17 protein-coding genes and 1 pseudogene are annotated in these 16,197 nt (G+C 53.4%); 3 read left to right on the top strand and 15 right to left on the bottom strand.

Translation table 11 applies throughout. The features are described from left to right. Positions 1 to 15: 15 nt before the first annotated feature. From ACTG19_RS01910 to ACTG19_RS01880, 7 genes are all read right to left on the bottom strand, one after another. Positions 16 to 1,218, bottom strand: a complete 1,203-nt coding sequence (locus tag ACTG19_RS01910; protein WP_439988650.1) for a zonular occludens toxin family protein — start codon at positions 1,216 to 1,218, stop codon at positions 16 to 18. Beyond that, on the bottom strand, positions 1,219 to 1,533 hold the full coding sequence (locus tag ACTG19_RS01905) for a DUF2523 domain-containing protein (protein WP_113739540.1): 315 nt from the start codon (positions 1,531 to 1,533) through the stop codon (positions 1,219 to 1,221). Positions 1,534 to 1,537: 4 nt separating this feature from the next. Then, entirely contained in the window at positions 1,538 to 2,830 is a 1,293-nt protein-coding gene (locus ACTG19_RS01900) for a hypothetical protein (protein WP_439988649.1), read from the bottom strand. Positions 2,831 to 2,942: 112 nt separating this feature from the next. Beyond that, positions 2,943 to 3,167, bottom strand: a complete 225-nt coding sequence (locus ACTG19_RS01895; RefSeq protein ID WP_042062383.1) for a hypothetical protein — start codon at positions 3,165 to 3,167, stop codon at positions 2,943 to 2,945. Positions 3,168 to 3,473: 306 nt separating this feature from the next. After that, complete coding sequence (locus tag ACTG19_RS01890; RefSeq protein WP_023583768.1) at positions 3,474 to 3,794, bottom strand: hypothetical protein; 321 nt, start codon at positions 3,792 to 3,794, stop codon at positions 3,474 to 3,476. A 34-nt stretch (positions 3,795 to 3,828) separates the two neighbouring features. Then, positions 3,829 to 5,364 (bottom strand): replication initiation factor domain-containing protein, encoded by a 1,536-nt coding sequence (locus tag ACTG19_RS01885; protein ID WP_439988648.1) that lies wholly within the window; start codon positions 5,362 to 5,364, stop codon positions 3,829 to 3,831. Next, on the bottom strand, positions 5,351 to 5,602 hold the full coding sequence (locus tag ACTG19_RS01880) for a hypothetical protein (RefSeq protein ID WP_113739537.1): 252 nt from the start codon (positions 5,600 to 5,602) through the stop codon (positions 5,351 to 5,353). Before ACTG19_RS01880 ends, ACTG19_RS01885 begins: the two co-directional genes overlap by 14 nt. Positions 5,603 to 5,726: 124 nt before the next feature. On the opposite strand from ACTG19_RS01880, the gene ACTG19_RS01875 reads away from it, so the two are divergent. The 3 genes and pseudogenes from ACTG19_RS01875 (at position 5,727) to fabA (ending at position 8,782) form a co-directional block, all read left to right on the top strand. Further along, a complete protein-coding gene (locus ACTG19_RS01875) occupies positions 5,727 to 6,119 on the top strand; it encodes a helix-turn-helix domain-containing protein (protein ID WP_201905374.1) in 393 nt (130 codons plus the stop codon). 49 nt (positions 6,120 to 6,168) lie between these two features. Then, a pseudogene (locus tag ACTG19_RS01870) lies at positions 6,169 to 8,144 on the top strand (Lon protease family protein). 77 nt (positions 8,145 to 8,221) lie between these two features. Then, on the top strand, positions 8,222 to 8,782 hold the full coding sequence (fabA, locus tag ACTG19_RS01865) for a 3-hydroxyacyl-[acyl-carrier-protein] dehydratase FabA (protein WP_005336586.1): 561 nt from the start codon (positions 8,222 to 8,224) through the stop codon (positions 8,780 to 8,782). Positions 8,783 to 8,866: 84 nt separating this feature from the next. Here fabA and rmf read toward each other — a convergent pair whose 3' ends face one another. The 8 genes from rmf to pyrD all read right to left on the bottom strand — a co-directional run bounded on the left by rmf (position 8,867) and on the right by pyrD (position 16,164). Then, entirely contained in the window at positions 8,867 to 9,046 is a 180-nt protein-coding gene (gene rmf / locus ACTG19_RS01860) for a ribosome modulation factor (RefSeq protein WP_005315693.1), read from the bottom strand. Between the two features lie 158 nt (positions 9,047 to 9,204). Next, a complete protein-coding gene (gene uup / locus ACTG19_RS01855; protein WP_179903896.1) occupies positions 9,205 to 11,118 on the bottom strand; it encodes an ATP-binding cassette ATPase Uup in 1,914 nt (637 codons plus the stop codon). Positions 11,119 to 11,191: 73 nt separating this feature from the next. Continuing rightward, complete coding sequence (locus ACTG19_RS01850; RefSeq protein WP_127005603.1) at positions 11,192 to 11,422, bottom strand: glutaredoxin family protein; 231 nt, start codon at positions 11,420 to 11,422, stop codon at positions 11,192 to 11,194. After that, complete coding sequence (rlmKL, locus tag ACTG19_RS01845) at positions 11,422 to 13,617, bottom strand: bifunctional 23S rRNA (guanine(2069)-N(7))-methyltransferase RlmK/23S rRNA (guanine(2445)-N(2))-methyltransferase RlmL (protein ID WP_439988647.1); 2,196 nt, start codon at positions 13,615 to 13,617, stop codon at positions 11,422 to 11,424. Before rlmKL ends, ACTG19_RS01850 begins: the two co-directional genes overlap by 1 nt. Before the next feature lie 139 nt (positions 13,618 to 13,756). After that, complete coding sequence (gene ykgO, locus ACTG19_RS01840) at positions 13,757 to 13,882, bottom strand: type B 50S ribosomal protein L36 (RefSeq protein WP_374995174.1); 126 nt, start codon at positions 13,880 to 13,882, stop codon at positions 13,757 to 13,759. Then, the gene (locus ACTG19_RS01835; protein WP_005345445.1) at positions 13,883 to 14,146 is read right to left on the bottom strand and encodes a type B 50S ribosomal protein L31; all 264 of its coding nucleotides are present in this window, start codon (positions 14,144 to 14,146) and stop codon (positions 13,883 to 13,885) included. 380 nt (positions 14,147 to 14,526) lie between these two features. Continuing rightward, positions 14,527 to 15,063 carry a cell division protein ZapC gene (locus tag ACTG19_RS01830; RefSeq protein ID WP_113739532.1) on the bottom strand — a complete coding sequence of 179 codons (537 nt, stop codon included), beginning with the start codon at positions 15,061 to 15,063 and terminating at the stop codon, positions 14,527 to 14,529. A 90-nt stretch (positions 15,064 to 15,153) separates the two neighbouring features. Beyond that, positions 15,154 to 16,164: a quinone-dependent dihydroorotate dehydrogenase gene (gene pyrD / locus ACTG19_RS01825; protein WP_005336601.1), complete on the bottom strand. Its 1,011-nt coding sequence runs from the start codon at positions 16,162 to 16,164 to the stop codon at positions 15,154 to 15,156. Positions 16,165 to 16,197 lie beyond the last annotated feature (33 nt).

Raw genomic sequence — 16,197 nt, 5'->3', positions numbered from 1 at the left:
CGCAGTCATTGGTATTTATGTCCGGTCATCACTTGGTTTGTTTTTGGTATCACCACCCGCAAAGAGGGCAGCATTGTATTTACGGCGAAGAGCGTCACCATCTGGATCACAATAAACGTCAACAGGCTTGCCCTGATACTTCACAACCGCATGGCAGGCGCTCATAGCGTCCACACTGGCCAGTTGATCCGGCCAGTCATCACTGTAAACAGGTTGCACATCGTCACCCTTGCGAAGGGCAAAGCAATACTCGACCCGATATGATCCCCGTTCATCCTTTATCAGCTGGTGACAACTGATGATCAGCTTGTGTCCCGCGAAAGGCCCTACAGAAAGAACCCCGCCACTAGACGCAGCAGGAGCGCCGCTAGCACGTACCCCAGAACCGGACGTATCACCCACCTCCCCAGCAGCCGGAACAGCGGCAGGAGAGGGCGCAGGGGCTTCAACAGGCTTATCAAGAAACTCAGGCTTAATGAAACCAAAGAAGATACAGAACCCCATAAGCGCCAGAAAAAAAAGTATTTTAGGATCTCGAAACATCGAGCTGCCCGCGATTGTATCCGAGACTTTACCTGTTGTAGTTGAGTCATAGAGCTTGAAAACATATTTCGGCACCTTGTTGAATGGCTTGGCTTGCAATACATCGGACATGGACGACCCGCTATTATCAGCCAGATGTAAAACCGTCTTATAACGTCCCCCAATACCCAACAAACCCATATTGGTATGGCGAATTGCAGTTTCAGCAGCAGCCCGAATAACAGCGTGAACCTTTTTGATGTTCGGAGTCGTAAATACAAAATCCCAGTTGTGATGTCGGTGCATATCAAATGCAACGTCTATAGTTTCCGGTCGGCCATCTGCCTTGGCTGCATCTGGCCCGTTGGGATAATCCAGACGGTCTAAATCACTCTGACGCCATGAGGGCGGAAAGATCCGCTGCACTTCATCGACCAGAAAGAACACTCCCTTTGGGGCCCAGTGATAGAACCGAGCGAACTTATCGCGCCCCTCCTGTGATTCGGTCTCGATGTAAGTCACTTCAAAGCCTTCCGGCACCGCCTTGCCCAGCACCTCCCTGCAACGCTCGGCAGTGAAGCCCCGCACGTTGGTGATAATGTGACGACCGGCTTTGATAGCGGGCAGCACATCGGTATAGATCGCCCCTGATGATTTGTAAGAACCTGGCGCCCCGTGATGGATCTTAATCGACATTTACCACCCCATCATATTGAGCATGAAGCGGGTGACAAATGCCTGAGACAATATCGCCAGACCCTTATCGAAATGCAGGTAAAGCAATATCCCCCGAACACTGGGAGGCAATGAATTAAAAGAAGATGAAAGCAACTCGCTGAAATGGACATTCAACAAAACCTCCTTTGCCACATCCCAAGTAAACATCAAGAGAAATAACTTAAACTCAACCCATTGCACCGCCATTTTGACAGCAATCCATGCAGCAAAATCAACGGCCAAGTTATATAAGTCGTTATAAAAACCACCAAAGAAATCAGAAAGCCATTCCATGCCATCACCTCTTAAAGATAATCATCAAAGCCACGAAGTAAAAAATAAACATCATCAACGCCGCCAAGGTTTTCCAGTAATCACCAGATGGAGGGCAAACGGTGTACTCTTTACCCTGATGTGTAAATAGCTCCAAACACTCCATTGGATCAGCAGAGCCCGTAAGATTAAATGCAAAGACCTGCTTAACATCTTCAGATATGGACTGATATTTATTAGCCAATGAATCATTTGCCTCTTCCAACTTCTTATTAATGGAGGGCAAATCAAAGAAACAATTAGCACCGCCTTGACACTTTTGAGACTGATAGAAAGCAGAACGAACATTAAGAGGATTAGAGGACGAACCCGGCATTTTAGTGTAATCAACACCATCACCGGAACCACCAACAGAACCACCCTTAATAGAGTCTTTTATTTCGGAAAGCTCAGAAGCAATCTTGCCAAGCCCTGAAATCTGATTGGAGTTAATCTGCTCAAGGGTATACACAGCAGAATTCAAAGGCCCACGCATTGCAGAAACATCACTAGAAATTTGCTCGGTATTATTCTTGTTTTGCTCCCACATCCCCATAGCAGCGAACATCATATCTTTCATTTGAGCAACATCAGCAGAAGAAGAACCACCCCCGCCAGTTGAACCACCACCAGAAGAACCAGAGCCAAGATTATTCAACTTCGCATCTATAGATTGTAAATAATCCCTAGTGGTACTAAGAGCAGCAGCCACACCGCCAAGATTGCCATTAACATGAGATAATTCGCTAGATGATTGCTTTATATGATAAAGCGCATCTTTCATATCCCGAGAAAAAGACTCGGCATTATGAGCGATAGAATTAAGATTGGCTGTATCTGACTTAGTGCTTTCTACAACTTGACGCAGAGCAACACCCAAGTTTTTATTCAGCTTGGCAACAGCACCCGAAACAGATGTTCCGGTGGCATCACCAATAACAGGCTCAAAATTAAGCCAGCCATCTATCGGTTTAGTGCCGGAAGGGCCTTCACCTGGCGTATTACCACTGCCATCCGAATCGCCGTTACCACTACCATTATCGGTAATACTGCAAGCCGTTCCGGTAGTTTCCACTGGCCCCTTGGTATTTGCCAGCGGCAACTCTACACATACACCATTACAAGCAACCAAACAGCCACCAAGCTGAGAGCCTTCAAATTTAAGACAAACTGGCAATGGAGTTGCCATCGTGACGTTACCCAATTGCACACCAACAGGACAGCCCGCAATAGCAAATGCCAACGATGGAAAGAATAATAAAAGCCAACCTATGCGCACACAGCCCCCAATATAAAAAAAGGCGACCGAAGCCGCCTTAGATTGAAAAGGATGTTCGCCATCCCTCGACAAAGAACAAAAACCAGAGCGTCCCGATAAGCAGGGACATGGCTTAGGCTTTGCGAATAAGGCCGATCAGGATACCGACCCCGACAACGGCAGCAACAACCAGCATCACCTTGGGAGAAGTGGCGTTAACGTCTGCCAACGCGGTATCAAGTGCAGAGCCAGCAGCGGCAGCAGAACCACCCTCAGCAGCATTGGCGACACCCATAGCAGAGACAGAAGCCACAGCAGCGATACAACCGTTACGGAACAAGCCTGACAGTTTTTCCATTTTTATTTATCCTCGTTTTGCACCAACAATAACACGGGCAACAGCGCCCAATTTTAAACCGACAACCCAGATGGCTAATCCAAAACCAAAGGCTACGGTTACGGTTACGGTGGATTTATCGAACTCAAACCAGCTCGATATATCCGTTAACTTGTTATGCTCCTGAACAGTCAGGAGCACATATTCGCAGGAATCCCCCTCGGATAATCGAGCATATCCCTCGGAGGTAATATCTAGACAAAGCATTATCGCGCCCTCGTCGTCGCTCGCTGCGCGCTCTCGCTCCTCCTCCTCGGTGCGCGGCGGTTATACCGGCTTTTTGTTAGGCTGGAAGCCAACAACCACATTTCGGGTCGGATTCTGGGGATCGGCTTCAAGCACAAGATCAATGGCAACCAGCTTGGGGCAGTCGGCCATTTCTTTGATAGTTGCCGCATCATTACGAAGGGCGAGCTGGCGAACTTCATAACCCCATGAGTGGATATTGCACTCGGGCTTGTTGACGTTATTTGCAGGAGCCAGATATTCCACTTGCGCGAAGTCATAAGGGACAGGAGCGCCAGATTTACGGGACACACCATAACCATGAGTAACACGAGTTACCAAAACACCAGTAAGCAGGGACATAATATTTACCTCGTTGAAGAACCTGATTTATAGGTCAAACTAAACAATGCTCACCCGATATAAACTCGGGAGGTAGCGGCATTCTTAACCGCGCCGGAATATCATCTTCTTTAAGATGCGCTGTTAATTGGTGAACAATCGTTGCAGGGGAAAGCCCTTCAACACTTGCTAACCAATTAACAAGGCGGCCCGCCATCCGAGACATATGGAAAACAGCATTGTCCCGACTGGTCTTGAACTTGTTTTTAAAAGTGGTCACACGTACCGGAACAGACTCCGACTGCTTCACTTCATCCAGCCATTTAGCAAACTGGGGATACATCCCAGCAAAATAGGGATCAGGATTGATCAATACATCGAGCGGGATTATACGGTCTTTATTGTGTAACTCGCCTTCGGCGCGTACCCAATTTGGGTTCTCTTCCGATTGCATTTGTTTGCCCTTCTCATATATCCGAGCGCATTTACCATTAATCCGGCTGCCCACATAAAAAGAGCAACCCTTGGTTGGTGCCATGCCAAACCGCTTTACGATGCCCTTGGCAATCTCGGATATAACGAACTCACCGGATTCAATTTTCATCCACGCCGGAGCACGGCCCCGCTCGGGATGAAACTCACCCGCCTGAGCGCCATCAATAGCACCCTGATAACTGATCACTTCACCTGTGTAGTCATCGAGCGCCAAATCCACCCGAGTAATACGGACAGAGGGCATGTTAGAGATAACAGAGTGAAGCGCCTGCATATCGAGGGCGGCACAGCCCACACCGGAAAAACTCACCATGCAACCGTGGTTGGCAGCACCCCAACCAATCAGGCCACAGGGGAGGCCATCACACAGCAGGTCGGCCGAGTTGGCGTAACCATGCAGACCGGAGCGGCGATGGCGCATAGTGAAACGAGGCTCAGGGATAGGCACCCCGATCTTGGTGTTAAGCTCTTCAAGCCACAGCTCAAGCTCAGAGCAGCACAGGGCATCGAGAAATTGCACCCCGTAGCAGTCAATCAAATCGTTGTAGGCTTCCCAATACTTGGCACCCTCGACCACTTCGAACTGGGAGAACTTGAGCAGGGATGCGCAGACCGCTTTCAGCTCTTTGCGAATGTCAGCGCGGGCCTTGTAATTGGAATGCAACGCCCGCTCCATCATTTCGGTCATGGACAGGGTAACGACAGGGGCAGGGGACTTTGGCACACCCTGAAGGCTCAACCGCTCGGTGGTCTTGTCATAACCGACAGTCGGGGCAGGGGAGACCCCCAGCCGTTCGGCCTTGTCAAACAGACGGTCAGTCACCTTGTCAAAGTGGGCGAGGGGAGCGAAACCAACCGGACGCTTCCACAGGTAACGCAGACCCTCGACAGGAGGCTCAGAAATGGCCGCTTGCAGGGCCTTTACCTTGGTGTCAAAGCGCGGGATAGCCTTCAAGAGCGCACCTTGCTTGGCAAGCTCTTTCATCTGGATCAACTCGACAGGTGCCCAAGTGAAAGACAGATAGTCGATCAGGGTTTTGGTGCCGATAACGCTATTTATCGGCATCATGGCGTTAACGGGGTTATGACCAGTCATCAAAAAAGACTCCCTGATCATAAAAACCCTGCCAAGTGTCCTCGGTCACTTCGACCAGCTCGAACACGGTATCGGGGTACGTCATGGACAGATAGACCCGCAGCTCATGCAGATCACGGAACATCTCGACCTGACCAGCCACACAAGCGGAATAATCGCCGGTTGGCTCTGCCTGCCAATAGACCTTGCGCTCTATGAGAGCAGGCGAATCAAGGTTTTGTTGGCTAAAGTAGGTCATGGATCGTCCAATCAAATAGTTGGTTGAGTGCATTCAACCATGCGGTCAGTTGAAAGGAAACAAGCCGTTTTTGGACAAAATCGGTATGATGAGCAGATTGTCTAACTACTCAGGAGACAGAAACATGGACTCTAAAACACTGATTCAAGCCTACATGAGGGCCAAAAAGTACAGCCAGTTTCAGGAAGTCGCCGCAGAATTGGGATTTACCACCTCATACATATCAGCAGTAAACAAAGGAAAGTCGCAACTCACTGATGCGACTGCAAAAAAGATTGCCGAAGAAATCGGTCTAGACCCTAAAGAAATCATGTTAAGCCTTGCCGCCGTCAGAGAGACAGATCCCGAGCTAAAACAGGCTTGGTATGAAATCTTAGCGAGGTACTCAAAAAGCACAGGCACGGCTGTAGCCCTTGCGGTTGCTATGTTCCTGACCCCCAGCCACGGGCCAGACAACACTGCGCATAATGTATATTATGTTAAATCAAGTATCTTGTTTCCTGTCACCACTTATTGAACTGTGTATAATGGCAACAATTGATCCTATCTTCGACCGGATGTCTTAAGTGGCTGAATTAACATCAGAACAATTAAAACCCGCTTTTGCGATTGAACAGTTCCCCAAGCTTAGCGAGCTTGAACCTATCCCCTTTGCTGCGCTGCAACCCAGAGCCATTTCCGGCATCAAACGTCTTGCCAGTTTTGATGGTGACTGTCCGGTCATGCTGCTCAACGGGTTCCCCGGCGCAGATTACGAAGGCGTTTGCCAGACGCTGATTGCCGACTCCAATGGCAAGGACGGTGACCTGTTTGATCTCTGCTACACCGAGAATCTGAACAACCCCTACAAACCTATCTGGCTGCGCCTGCAACCGGGCACCGGCGTCGAGTTTTGCGAAATGGTTGGCGAGCTGCTCAAGCTGTTGAGCCACCATCTCGATGCCGAACGCATCGTGACCCGCATCATGCGCAAGCAGAACAATGATCCGAAAATCGATGATTTCCTCTCCGATCTGGCGGCTCACGTGGCATTGGGTCTGGAGTTCCAGCACCCCATTCTGATCAACCTGCTGATCCACCACGAAGCGCAGGAAGCGCCGGTGATTTATGGCCGTGATCTCAACTGGGATACCCTGTTTGGCTCCATCAATTACCAGACAGAGCAAGGCTCTGTCTATGCCAACCAGCATCTTTTGGAGCCTGGCTTGCTGCGCGAAGCCAACGGCGGTTACCTCATTTTGCAACTGGATGAGCTGCTGGATCAGCCGCATCTCTGGTTCAAACTGAAAAATGCCATGCAAAAAGGCGAGCTGGACTGGAACGCCTATCAGGAAGGGAAAACCCTGACCCCCTTCTTCGCGCCTGAAGCAACCCCTATCAAGCTCAAGCTGATCCTGGTCGGTGACCGACTGGACGTGGCCGAGTTCCAGATGCTGGATCGGGATATGTCCGAACGCATCTTCCTGCGCGCGGATCTGGTGTCAGAGGTGAATATTGAAGAGGATCTGCAGGAATTTCTGCAGTACCTGGCCTGGCTGCGCCAGCGCTGGAGCCTGCTGGACTTCACGCCAGCCGCCCTCGCCGCCCTTTGTCGTCATGCCAGCCGCCTCTGTGACCATCAGGAGTGGTTGTCGCTCTCCGAAGTGCAACTCTCTGCCATCATGCGGATGGCTGACAGTCTGGCCCGGGAGCTGGGATCCGATGTGGTCACCGACGAGCATATCCGTGGCGCCTTGGAGGAGCAGGATTACCGCCTCAACTATCTGGTTGAGCAGTCCGATCAGGGGGTTATCGACGGCCAGATCCTGCTGCAAACCGATGGCGAAGAGATTGGGCAGATCAACGGCCTGTCTGTCATTCAGGTCTCCGGTCACCCTTATGACTTCGGCGAGCCGGTGCGCCTCACCGCTACCGTACACCTTGGTGATGGCGATGTGGCGGATATCGAGCGCAAAGCGGAGCTGGCCGGTCATATCCACGCCAAGGCGATGATGATTATCCACGGCTATCTCTCCAACAAATTTGGTGCAGAGAACCCCTCCCCCTGTCGGCGAATCTGGTGTTCGAGCAGTCTTACCACGAAATTGATGGCGACAGTGCCTCACTGACCGGCTTGTGTGCCCTGCTCTCTGCCCTCGCCCGCCAGCCTATCTATCAGCACTTCGCCGTGACCGGTGCGGTCGATCAGTTTGGCAATGTGCAGGCCGTTGGTGGCGTTAACGAGAAGATTGAAGGCTTCTTCCGGGTGTGCAAAATCCACGGCATCACCGGCAAGCAAGGGATCATTTTGCCGGGCACCAACATCCAGCAGCTGAACCTCTCTGACGAGGTGATTACAGCGGTTGAAGCAGGCCAGTTCCACATCCACCCGGTGGATCATGTGGAAGAGGCTATCGAGTTGCTGACTGGCTGTGTCGCCGGTGAGCCTGATATGCCCGATACCCTGTTTGGCCGTATTCAGGAGCGGTTGGACGAGTTGAACGGCTCCACTGCCAAAGTCGGACTGCTGCGATCCCTGCTGGGGCGCCTGTTTGGCCGCTGATGAAGTGATCGGAGTTGTTTAGCGAACAACTGTAAGCTAAATTGGCCCGGCTTTGACCCATTTGAAGGAAATACCGCGTGACCGTAGACAATACCACCATGGAAGCCCGCCTTTCCCTGTGCGAACAGGGCAAGAACTCTTTTACCCGTGAAGAGCTGCTGGCTTGCAGCCGTGGCGAACTGTTTGGTGAGGGTAACAGTCAGCTGCCTGCCCCCAACATGTTGATGATGGACCGCATCGTCAAGATCAATGACAACGGCGGCGAACACGGCAAGGGCGAGATCCTGGCTGAGCTCGACATTACTCCGGATCTCTGGTTCTTCGATTGCCACTTCCCGGGTGATCCTGTGATGCCTGGCTGTCTCGGTCTGGACGCCATGTGGCAGCTGGTTGGCTTCTTCCTTGGCTGGAAAGGTGGCCCCGGCAAGGGTCGTGCTCTGGGCGTGGGCGAAGTGAAATTCACCGGCCAGATCCTGCCGACTGCCAAGAAAGTAACCTACAAGATCACCTTCAAGCGCGTCATCAACCGCAAGCTGGTGATGGGGATTGCTGATGGTGTGGTCGAAGTCGACGGCCGTCCGATCTACAGCGCCACCGACCTGAAAGTGGGCCTGTTCAAAGATACCACCGCATTCTGATCTCTCTGATTGGTGGTGAAACAGCATTAACGCAAAGGGGCCACAACGGCCCCTTTCCTTTTGTAATGAGTGATGAAGTAGCTGCTACTTCATGAAGAGGCCTGAGCCCCGCCCTTCCATGGCGTCACGCCAACCACCAAGCCAATGCCCTCGGGCATCCAGGCATTGATACGGACACGCTTCTTTCTGTTTGCCGACCACGCCAGCCTGATAACCACGAGCACGAGCTCTTTCCAGACGGTCCCGCTTCTGTCTCTTCATCATCTACGACCCTCTTCGTGGAACAAAAAAAGCGACCAATTCTGCATCGGTCGCTTTCATCTTTACTCCTGCGAGCGCACTGGGTCAAACAAAAACTTCCACCCTAACTGGGCTATGTGACACAAGGCACTGAACTGGATTAAGTTTTAATTACAGGGAACTTACTCCTGATTTTTGAGTCCTTCCAGCTCTTCCCAGCGAGCAAATGCCTGCTCCAGCGCGGCTTCAGCGGCATTGAGCGCATCCAGTTTCGGCTGGGTTTTATCTGCCGGCAGCGAGAAGAACCCGGGCTGGTTGATCTCGCTTTGCAGCGCATCCAGCTCGGCTTCCAGCTGCTCAAGACGAGCAGGCAACCCTTCCAGTTCAAGCTGCAGCTTGTAGGAGAGCTTCTTGCTTTTCTTCGGCGCTTCTGGCGCGGCGGCAACGACCGGCTCGGGCGCCTTGACCGTTGCACTCTTGGCCTGTTGTTGAGCGTTCTGCTGTTCGCGGGTCGCCATCATGTCGGCGTAACCACCCACGTAATCGCTGATGCGGCCATCCCCTTCAAACAGCCAGCAGCCGGTCACTGTGTTGTCGATGAAGCGACGATCGTGACTGACCAGCAGCAGGGTGCCGGGGTAGTCGGAAAGCAGCTCTTCCAGCAGCTCCAGGGTTTCCACATCCAGATCGTTGGTCGGTTCATCGAGGATCAGCAGGTTGCTCGGCTTGAGGAACAGCTTGGCCAGCAGCAGCCGGTTCTTCTCGCCACCGGAGAGCGCCTTGACCGGCGTACGGGCCCGCTTGGGCTCGAACAGGAAGTCCTGCAGGTAACCGAGGATATGACGGGAGCGGCCACGCACCATCACCTCCTGCTTGCCTTCCCCGACGTTGTCCACCACCGTCTGCTCGGGATCAAGCTGCTCGCGGTACTGATCGAAGTAGGCCACCTCCAGATTGGTGCCCCCCTTGACGGTGCCACGGGTTGGCTCAAGCTGACCCAGCAACAGCTTGATCAGGGTCGATTTACCGCAGCCATTGGGGCCGACCAGCGCAATCTTGTCGCCGCGCAGCACTTGCAGATCGAGCCCCTTGAACAGGGTGCGATCGCCAAAGTCCAGCCCCAGCCCCTCAGTCTCGAACACCAGTTTGCCGGAGCGATTGACTTCATCCAGTTGCAACTTGGCCTTGCCCTGCAGCTCGCGGCGCTGGCTGCGCTCCATGCGCATTGCCTCAAGGGCGCGCACCCGGCCTTCGTTACGGGTACGGCGAGCCTTGATACCCTGACGCACCCACACCTCTTCCTGCGCCAACTTGCGGTCGAACTCGGCATTTTTCAGCTCTTCGACCCGCAGCCACTCCTCTTTCCCCTGCAGGTACTCGTCGTAGTTACCCGGCCAAGAGGTGATGGCGCCGCGATCGAGATCGATGATCCGGGTTGCCAGCTTGTGGATAAACTCCCGATCGTGAGAGATAAAGACGATGGCGCCGCGAAAATCCTTGAGGAAATCTTCCAGCCAGTTGATGGCCTCGATATCCAGGTGGTTGGTCGGCTCATCGAGCAGCAACAAGTCGGGATCGCAAGCCAGCGCACGGGCCAGCGCCACTTTGCGCAGCCAGCCACCGGAGAGGCTATCGAGGGTCACGTCAGGATCCAGCCCCAGCAGGGTCAACACCTGGCTGATACGGGTCTCGAACTGCCAGCCGTTCTGATAGTCGAGCTGCTCTTGCAACTCGCTCATCTTGCGAATATTGGCATCTGACGGATCGCTCGCCAGCTCCATGGAGATGTGATGGTACTGCTTGAGCAGCTCCCCTACCCCCGCCAGCCCTTCGGCGGCATAGTCAAACACCGTCAGCTCGCTGGAAGCAGGCGGATCCTGCTCAAGGCGGGTCACTTTCAAATCTTGTTGCAGCACCAGACGCCCGTCGTCCAGCGGCAATTCGCTGGCAATGACCTTCATCAGGGTGGACTTGCCCGCCCCGTTGCGGCCAACCAGACAGAGGCGCTCGCCCCGCTCGATGGTCAATTCGGCATTGTCGAGCAGCGGGAAATCACTGAACGACAGACATGCGCCGTGCAATGTTAAAAGAGCCATGTGTGTTCCTTATTTCATATGAAAAAAACGGGCAGCAGACTGGGTCTGCCCCCGTTTTATCGTCAAATCACTCTCACCCCTGACGGGCGGCCCAGCTTTTTAGCTCGGCCAGTGTGAAGGGCCAACCGAGCTCGCGGCCTGCTTCGTCACGCAGCACCGGAATGCGCACCCGATAGGCGGCAAGCCACAGCTCATCATCCATGATGTCGCACTGACGGGTGGTAGCGGCAAGGCCTGCCTCCTCCACCAGCGCCCAAGCCTGCTCGCACAGGTGGCAACCGTCGGTATGAAACAGGGTCAGCATCACGCCTCGCCTTGCTCCGGCGCATGGGTGATGATCCAGCAGTTGTGGATGTGCTGGTTGCGCTCGAAATCCTTCGGCCGCGTCTTCTGGGTGATATTCTGGGCCTTGAGACCAGTGGCCTCGAGACCGGCCAGATCCATCTTGAAGTGACGCTTGTTGTTGGAGAAGACCAGAGTGCCGTCCGCCGCCAGCAGGCGCTTCAGGTGCTGCATCAGCAGCAGGTGATCGCGCTGTACGTCGAAGCTCTCGTCCATCCGCTTGGAGTTGGAGAAGGTGGGCGGATCGATGAAGATAAGGTCGTACTTATCATCGGCTTCAGACAACCACTTCAGGCAATCGGCCTGGACAAACTTGTGCTGACGGCCCACCAGCGAGTTGAGACGCATGTTGTCCTGCGCCCAGTTCAGGTAGGTGTGGGACATGTCCACCGTGGTGGTCTCGCTGGCACCGCCAAGACCTGCGTGCACGGTGGCACTGCCGGTGTAGGCAAACAGGTTCAGGAACCGCTTGCCCTTGGCCATCTGACCCAGCATGCGGCGAGTCTGACGATGGTCGAGGAACAGGCCGGTATCCAGATAGTCGTAGAGGTTGACCCACAGACGGGCACCGTACTCCTGCACTTCCATCCGGTGCTGCTCTTCGGAGAGCTTCTGATATTGCTGTTTACCTTCCTGACGCTCGCGCACCTTCAGGATCACCTTCTCGCCGTCCATCCCGGTCACCTTGATGGCGGCCTGAACCATGTCGAGCAGACGCTGACGGGTCTTCTGGGCGGGAATGTCCTTGGGCGCGGCATACTCTTGCACCACCAGATAGTCCTGATAGCGGTCGATGGCGGCGTTGTATTCCGGCAAGTCGGCATCATAGATGCGATAGCAATCGATGCCCTCTTTGTTGGCCCACTTCTCGAGGGTTTTCAGATTCTTGCGCAGACGGTTGGCAAAGTCCTGCGCCACCTCTTTCTGGGAAGCCACGGAGTCCAGTGCGATTTGATAATTGCGCAGCTGACACTCGAGGGCGCCGTTGAACAGGCGATATTGCTTGTCGGCGCGCAGGCGCAGACAGCTGAGCAGCTCGGGGGATGCGGACAGAATGGAGACTTTCCAACCCTGGAAGCTGCGACGCAGGGCATCGCCGAGGGCCTGATGCACTTCCAGCAGCGCCGGGAATTCGCCAAGACGCTCGCCGTAAGGCGGGTTGGAAATGAGCATACCGACCTGGCGGGCCTCTCCTTGACCTGCTTCCCCTTCAACAGGGGCAGGCATCGGCAGCGGGTTTTCCAGCTTGGAGACATCGGCCTGCTTGAAGGTAATCAGGTGAGCCACACCGGCCGCTTTGGCGTTATCACGGGCTTTGAGCAGCACACGCTGGTCGGCATCACAACCAAACAGTTTTACTTCGCAACGCTGCATGCCGCGTTTGGCACGTACTTGCGCTTCCATCATCAGGCTTTGCCACAGCTCGCTATCGTGCTGCAGCCAGCGATCGAAACCGAAGCGCTCGCGGCGCAGCGCCGGTGCCATGTCGGCGGCAATAAAGGCCGCTTCAATCAGCAAGGTACCGGAACCGCACATCGGGTCCATCATGGGCTCACCGGCCCAGCCGCTACGGGCAATCATGGCGCAGGCCAGGTTCTCTTTGAGCGGTGCTTCACCTGTTCCCTGACGATAGAAACGCTGGTGCAGTGCCGGGCCTGACAAGTCCAGCGTGATATTGGCCTTGCCCTTGCCCAGGTGCGCCATGATGCGAATATCCGGCGACTTTTTGTCCACGTCCGGACGCACGTGACCGCGCTTGGTGAAGCGGTCGACGATGGCATCCTTGATTTTCAACGCGCCATATTGGGTATTGCGAATGGAGGCGTTGGTACCGGTAAAGTCCACCGCAATGGTGGCGGTGCCGGAGAAGTGCTCTTCCCAGGGGATGGTGTGGGCGCCCAGATAGAGATCCAGATCGTCGTTCATCTGGAATTCGGAGAGCACCAGTACGATGCGGGAAGCCAGACGGCTCCAGAGACAGGCCTTGTAGCCTACCGCCAGTTCGCCTTTGAAGTGGACGCCAGCCACGGTCTCACGGACCTGCTCTGCACCCAGATTGGTCAGCTCGTCGGCCAACAGGTTTTCCAGCCCCTTGGGGCAGGTTGCAAAAAATTCTTTCATCACGCTCACGGGGAACCCATAAAAATAGTGCCGCATTATACCTCATCAGGCGGGCTGGAGCATGCAAAAGTCGGCGCAAACAGCAGGATGGAAACAGATTGATAGATGGTGAAAAGGTAAAAGGCCCCATGACTACCCGATAGCGAGATCATGGGGCCAGACATCATTTAGCGGATCACTTCATGCGAGCCTTGAAACGGGGATTGCTTTTGCAAATCACGAACAATTTGCCCCGACGGCGCACCAACTTACAATCGGGATGACGTGCCCGTGCGGATTTGAGTGAACAGACGACCTGCATTCAGGACTCCTTCTTGCTTGAAAATGCGCCAAAGCGCTTGTTGAAACGGGCCACACTCCCCTCGCTCGATACCTGCTTCTGCTTGCCGGTATAGAACGAGTGCGACTGGCTGGAAACATCGAGCGACACATAGGGATACTCCTTCCCGTCTTGCCACGTGTAGCGGCGCTCACTCTTGATGGTTGAACCGACCAGGAAAAAGGCATCTGCCGCCGTGTCATGGAACAGCACCAAACGATAATCCGGATGAATATGAGGCTTCATGGCAACTCCATTTTGTTATGTTATAACAAACCGTAAGTGAGAATAGCTCTCGTTTCAAGCATAAAATGTCGTATGAAGAAAATCGCAGCAGTGAGTGATGTGTTGATAGCGAGGTGGAGGCACTACGCAAGCAGAACGAAACAAGAATGAGACACCATGCTTACAGCACGGAAGACCAAGATACTGCGTGGGTCAGAACACAAGGTGCAAGTGGATGTAACAAGCCTCAAGATAGGCTGAATTACAACCATGAAGATCAATGAGAATGGGCAAGATGTTCGCGGATCAATGAAGTATCAGAAACGAGGCGCGATTGAGGTGACCACAGTAAAAACAGGCAGCGGTGTAATCACAGAGATAAAACGATTGATGAAAATATATCAACTGACCTGACGATATTGCTCGGTCACGGTAATACGCGGTTTCATCCGGTTATTCATCACCTTGATCACCCCGAAACGCGGCAAGGTTTTGCTGGTGGTCAATACCAGATCGGCTGTGAGGTTCAAACAGACGCTAGCCTGATCCCCTGCCTCAATGACCATAAATTCGCCGTTGCCATGGGGTGTATTCATCAGGACCAGATCACCGTTTTGCGGAATCACTTGCGGATGCTGCTCACTAAAAAACCAGCTTTGCGGCATCAGGGGTTTATAAAAACGACTGACCGCGATGGCATTAAGCACCAGTTGCACCTGATGGGGAATACTCCACTCAAGTTCGGCTGCTTTATCCATCAACTGATAATAGAGGGCTGCATCATCGACGCAAAAAGGCTGGGTTGCAAATGAGCTGGGCACCAATTGTCGCCCTTTATACTCGGTCGCAAATAACATGTTATCAGACAGGTCCAACATCAGACGGTCATTCTGGGCATCATAGTGCCATTGCCAGCTATCGGTCGGTTGGATAAACATGTTGGAGCCCTTACTTGATAATTACCAATTGACTTTATTCCATATGCAGGAAATCAGCAACGTCAAATAAAGGGCTCCTCCATCAATTTCTTAAATATTGGTCACAATCTCTTTGACCAGCCCCGGCCCTTTATAAATAAAGCCGCTATAAATTTGTACCAGACTGGCACCGGCAGCCAATTTTTCACGGGCGGCCATGGCACTATCAATACCACCCACACCGATAATTGGCAGAGCACCATTGAGCGCCTTGGCCAGATGGCGGATCACCTCGGTACTCTTGTGTTGCAGCGGACGACCGCTCAAGCCACCCGCTTCACCGGCATGGGGCATGTCATAAATCATCTCGCGCTCGAGGGTGGTATTGGTGGCGATAACCCCATCAATGCCATTACGCACCAGCGAAGCGGCCACCTGATCTATTTCTTCAAGGCTTAAATCCGGGGCAATTTTAACCGCCAGCGGCACATACTTTTTATATTGAGCGGCCAGCTCTTGCTGACGTACCTTGAGGGCGGCCAGCAATTCATCCAGCGCCTCGCCATATTGCAGCGAACGCAACCCCGGGGTGTTGGGGGAAGAGATATTGACGGCAATATAACCGGCATGATCATAAACCTTGTCCATGCAGATCAGGTAATCATCCTTGCCCTGTTCGATGGGAGTATCTTTGTTCTTGCCGATATTAATGCCGATGACCCCCTGATATTTGGCCTCTTTTACCTTGGCCACCAGATGATCCACCCCCTTGTTGTTGAATCCCATCCGGTTGATGATCCCCTCTGCCGGAATAACCCGGAACAGGCGGGGCTTGTCATTGCCGCTCTGGGGTCTGGGGGTGACGGTACCGACCTCGATAAAGCCAAATCCCATGGCGCCCAGCGCGTCAATGCACTCACCATCTTTATCCAGACCGGCCGCCAATCCCACCGGATTGGCAAAAGAAAGCCCCATGACAGTGACGGGGCGTTTCGGCAAATTCTGGCGGAAGAAACAATCGAGTGGCGTACCGAGAAGGCGGGGCAAATATTTCATGGAGAGATCGTGAGCCTGTTCCGGATTGAGTTTGAACAGGAAATGCCTGGCGATGGGGTACAACATCTTTGCTCCTTAAAGAAAGCCCCGGCAACTGGC

Origin of the sequence: Aeromonas sp. 3P (assembly GCF_051919745.1) — a bacterium.
Lineage (GTDB): Bacteria > Pseudomonadota > Gammaproteobacteria > Enterobacterales > Aeromonadaceae > Aeromonas > Aeromonas veronii.
The sequence above is the reverse complement of the archived record's forward strand: the minus strand, read 5'-3'. Positions and strand labels throughout refer to the sequence as shown.

What these genes read in the sequence shown, in the direction of transcription:
- ACTG19_RS01910 (WP_439988650.1), bottom strand. Translation starts at nt 1,218, where the DNA reads ATGTCGATTAAGATCCATCACGGGGCGCCAGGTTCTTACAAATCATCA.
- ACTG19_RS01905 (WP_113739540.1), bottom strand. Translation starts at nt 1,533, where the DNA reads ATGGAATGGCTTTCTGATTTCTTTGGTGGTTTTTATAACGACTTATAT.
- ACTG19_RS01895 (WP_042062383.1), bottom strand. Translation starts at nt 3,167, where the DNA reads ATGGAAAAACTGTCAGGCTTGTTCCGTAACGGTTGTATCGCTGCTGTG.
- ACTG19_RS01890 (WP_023583768.1), bottom strand. Translation starts at nt 3,794, where the DNA reads ATGTCCCTGCTTACTGGTGTTTTGGTAACTCGTGTTACTCATGGTTAT.
- ACTG19_RS01885 (WP_439988648.1), bottom strand. Translation starts at nt 5,364, where the DNA reads ATGACTGGTCATAACCCCGTTAACGCCATGATGCCGATAAATAGCGTT.
- ACTG19_RS01880 (WP_113739537.1), bottom strand. Translation starts at nt 5,602, where the DNA reads ATGACCTACTTTAGCCAACAAAACCTTGATTCGCCTGCTCTCATAGAG.
- ACTG19_RS01875 (WP_201905374.1), top strand. Translation starts at nt 5,727, where the DNA reads ATGGACTCTAAAACACTGATTCAAGCCTACATGAGGGCCAAAAAGTAC.
- rmf (WP_005315693.1), bottom strand. Translation starts at nt 9,046, where the DNA reads ATGATGAAGAGACAGAAGCGGGACCGTCTGGAAAGAGCTCGTGCTCGT.
- uup (WP_179903896.1), bottom strand. Translation starts at nt 11,118, where the DNA reads ATGGCTCTTTTAACATTGCACGGCGCATGTCTGTCGTTCAGTGATTTC.
- ACTG19_RS01850 (WP_127005603.1), bottom strand. Translation starts at nt 11,422, where the DNA reads ATGCTGACCCTGTTTCATACCGACGGTTGCCACCTGTGCGAGCAGGCT.
- rlmKL (WP_439988647.1), bottom strand. Translation starts at nt 13,617, where the DNA reads ATGCGGCACTATTTTTATGGGTTCCCCGTGAGCGTGATGAAAGAATTT.
- ykgO (WP_374995174.1), bottom strand. Translation starts at nt 13,882, where the DNA reads ATGCAGGTCGTCTGTTCACTCAAATCCGCACGGGCACGTCATCCCGAT.
- ACTG19_RS01835 (WP_005345445.1), bottom strand. Translation starts at nt 14,146, where the DNA reads ATGAAGCCTCATATTCATCCGGATTATCGTTTGGTGCTGTTCCATGAC.
- ACTG19_RS01830 (WP_113739532.1), bottom strand. Translation starts at nt 15,063, where the DNA reads ATGTTTATCCAACCGACCGATAGCTGGCAATGGCACTATGATGCCCAG.
- pyrD (WP_005336601.1), bottom strand. Translation starts at nt 16,164, where the DNA reads ATGTTGTACCCCATCGCCAGGCATTTCCTGTTCAAACTCAATCCGGAA.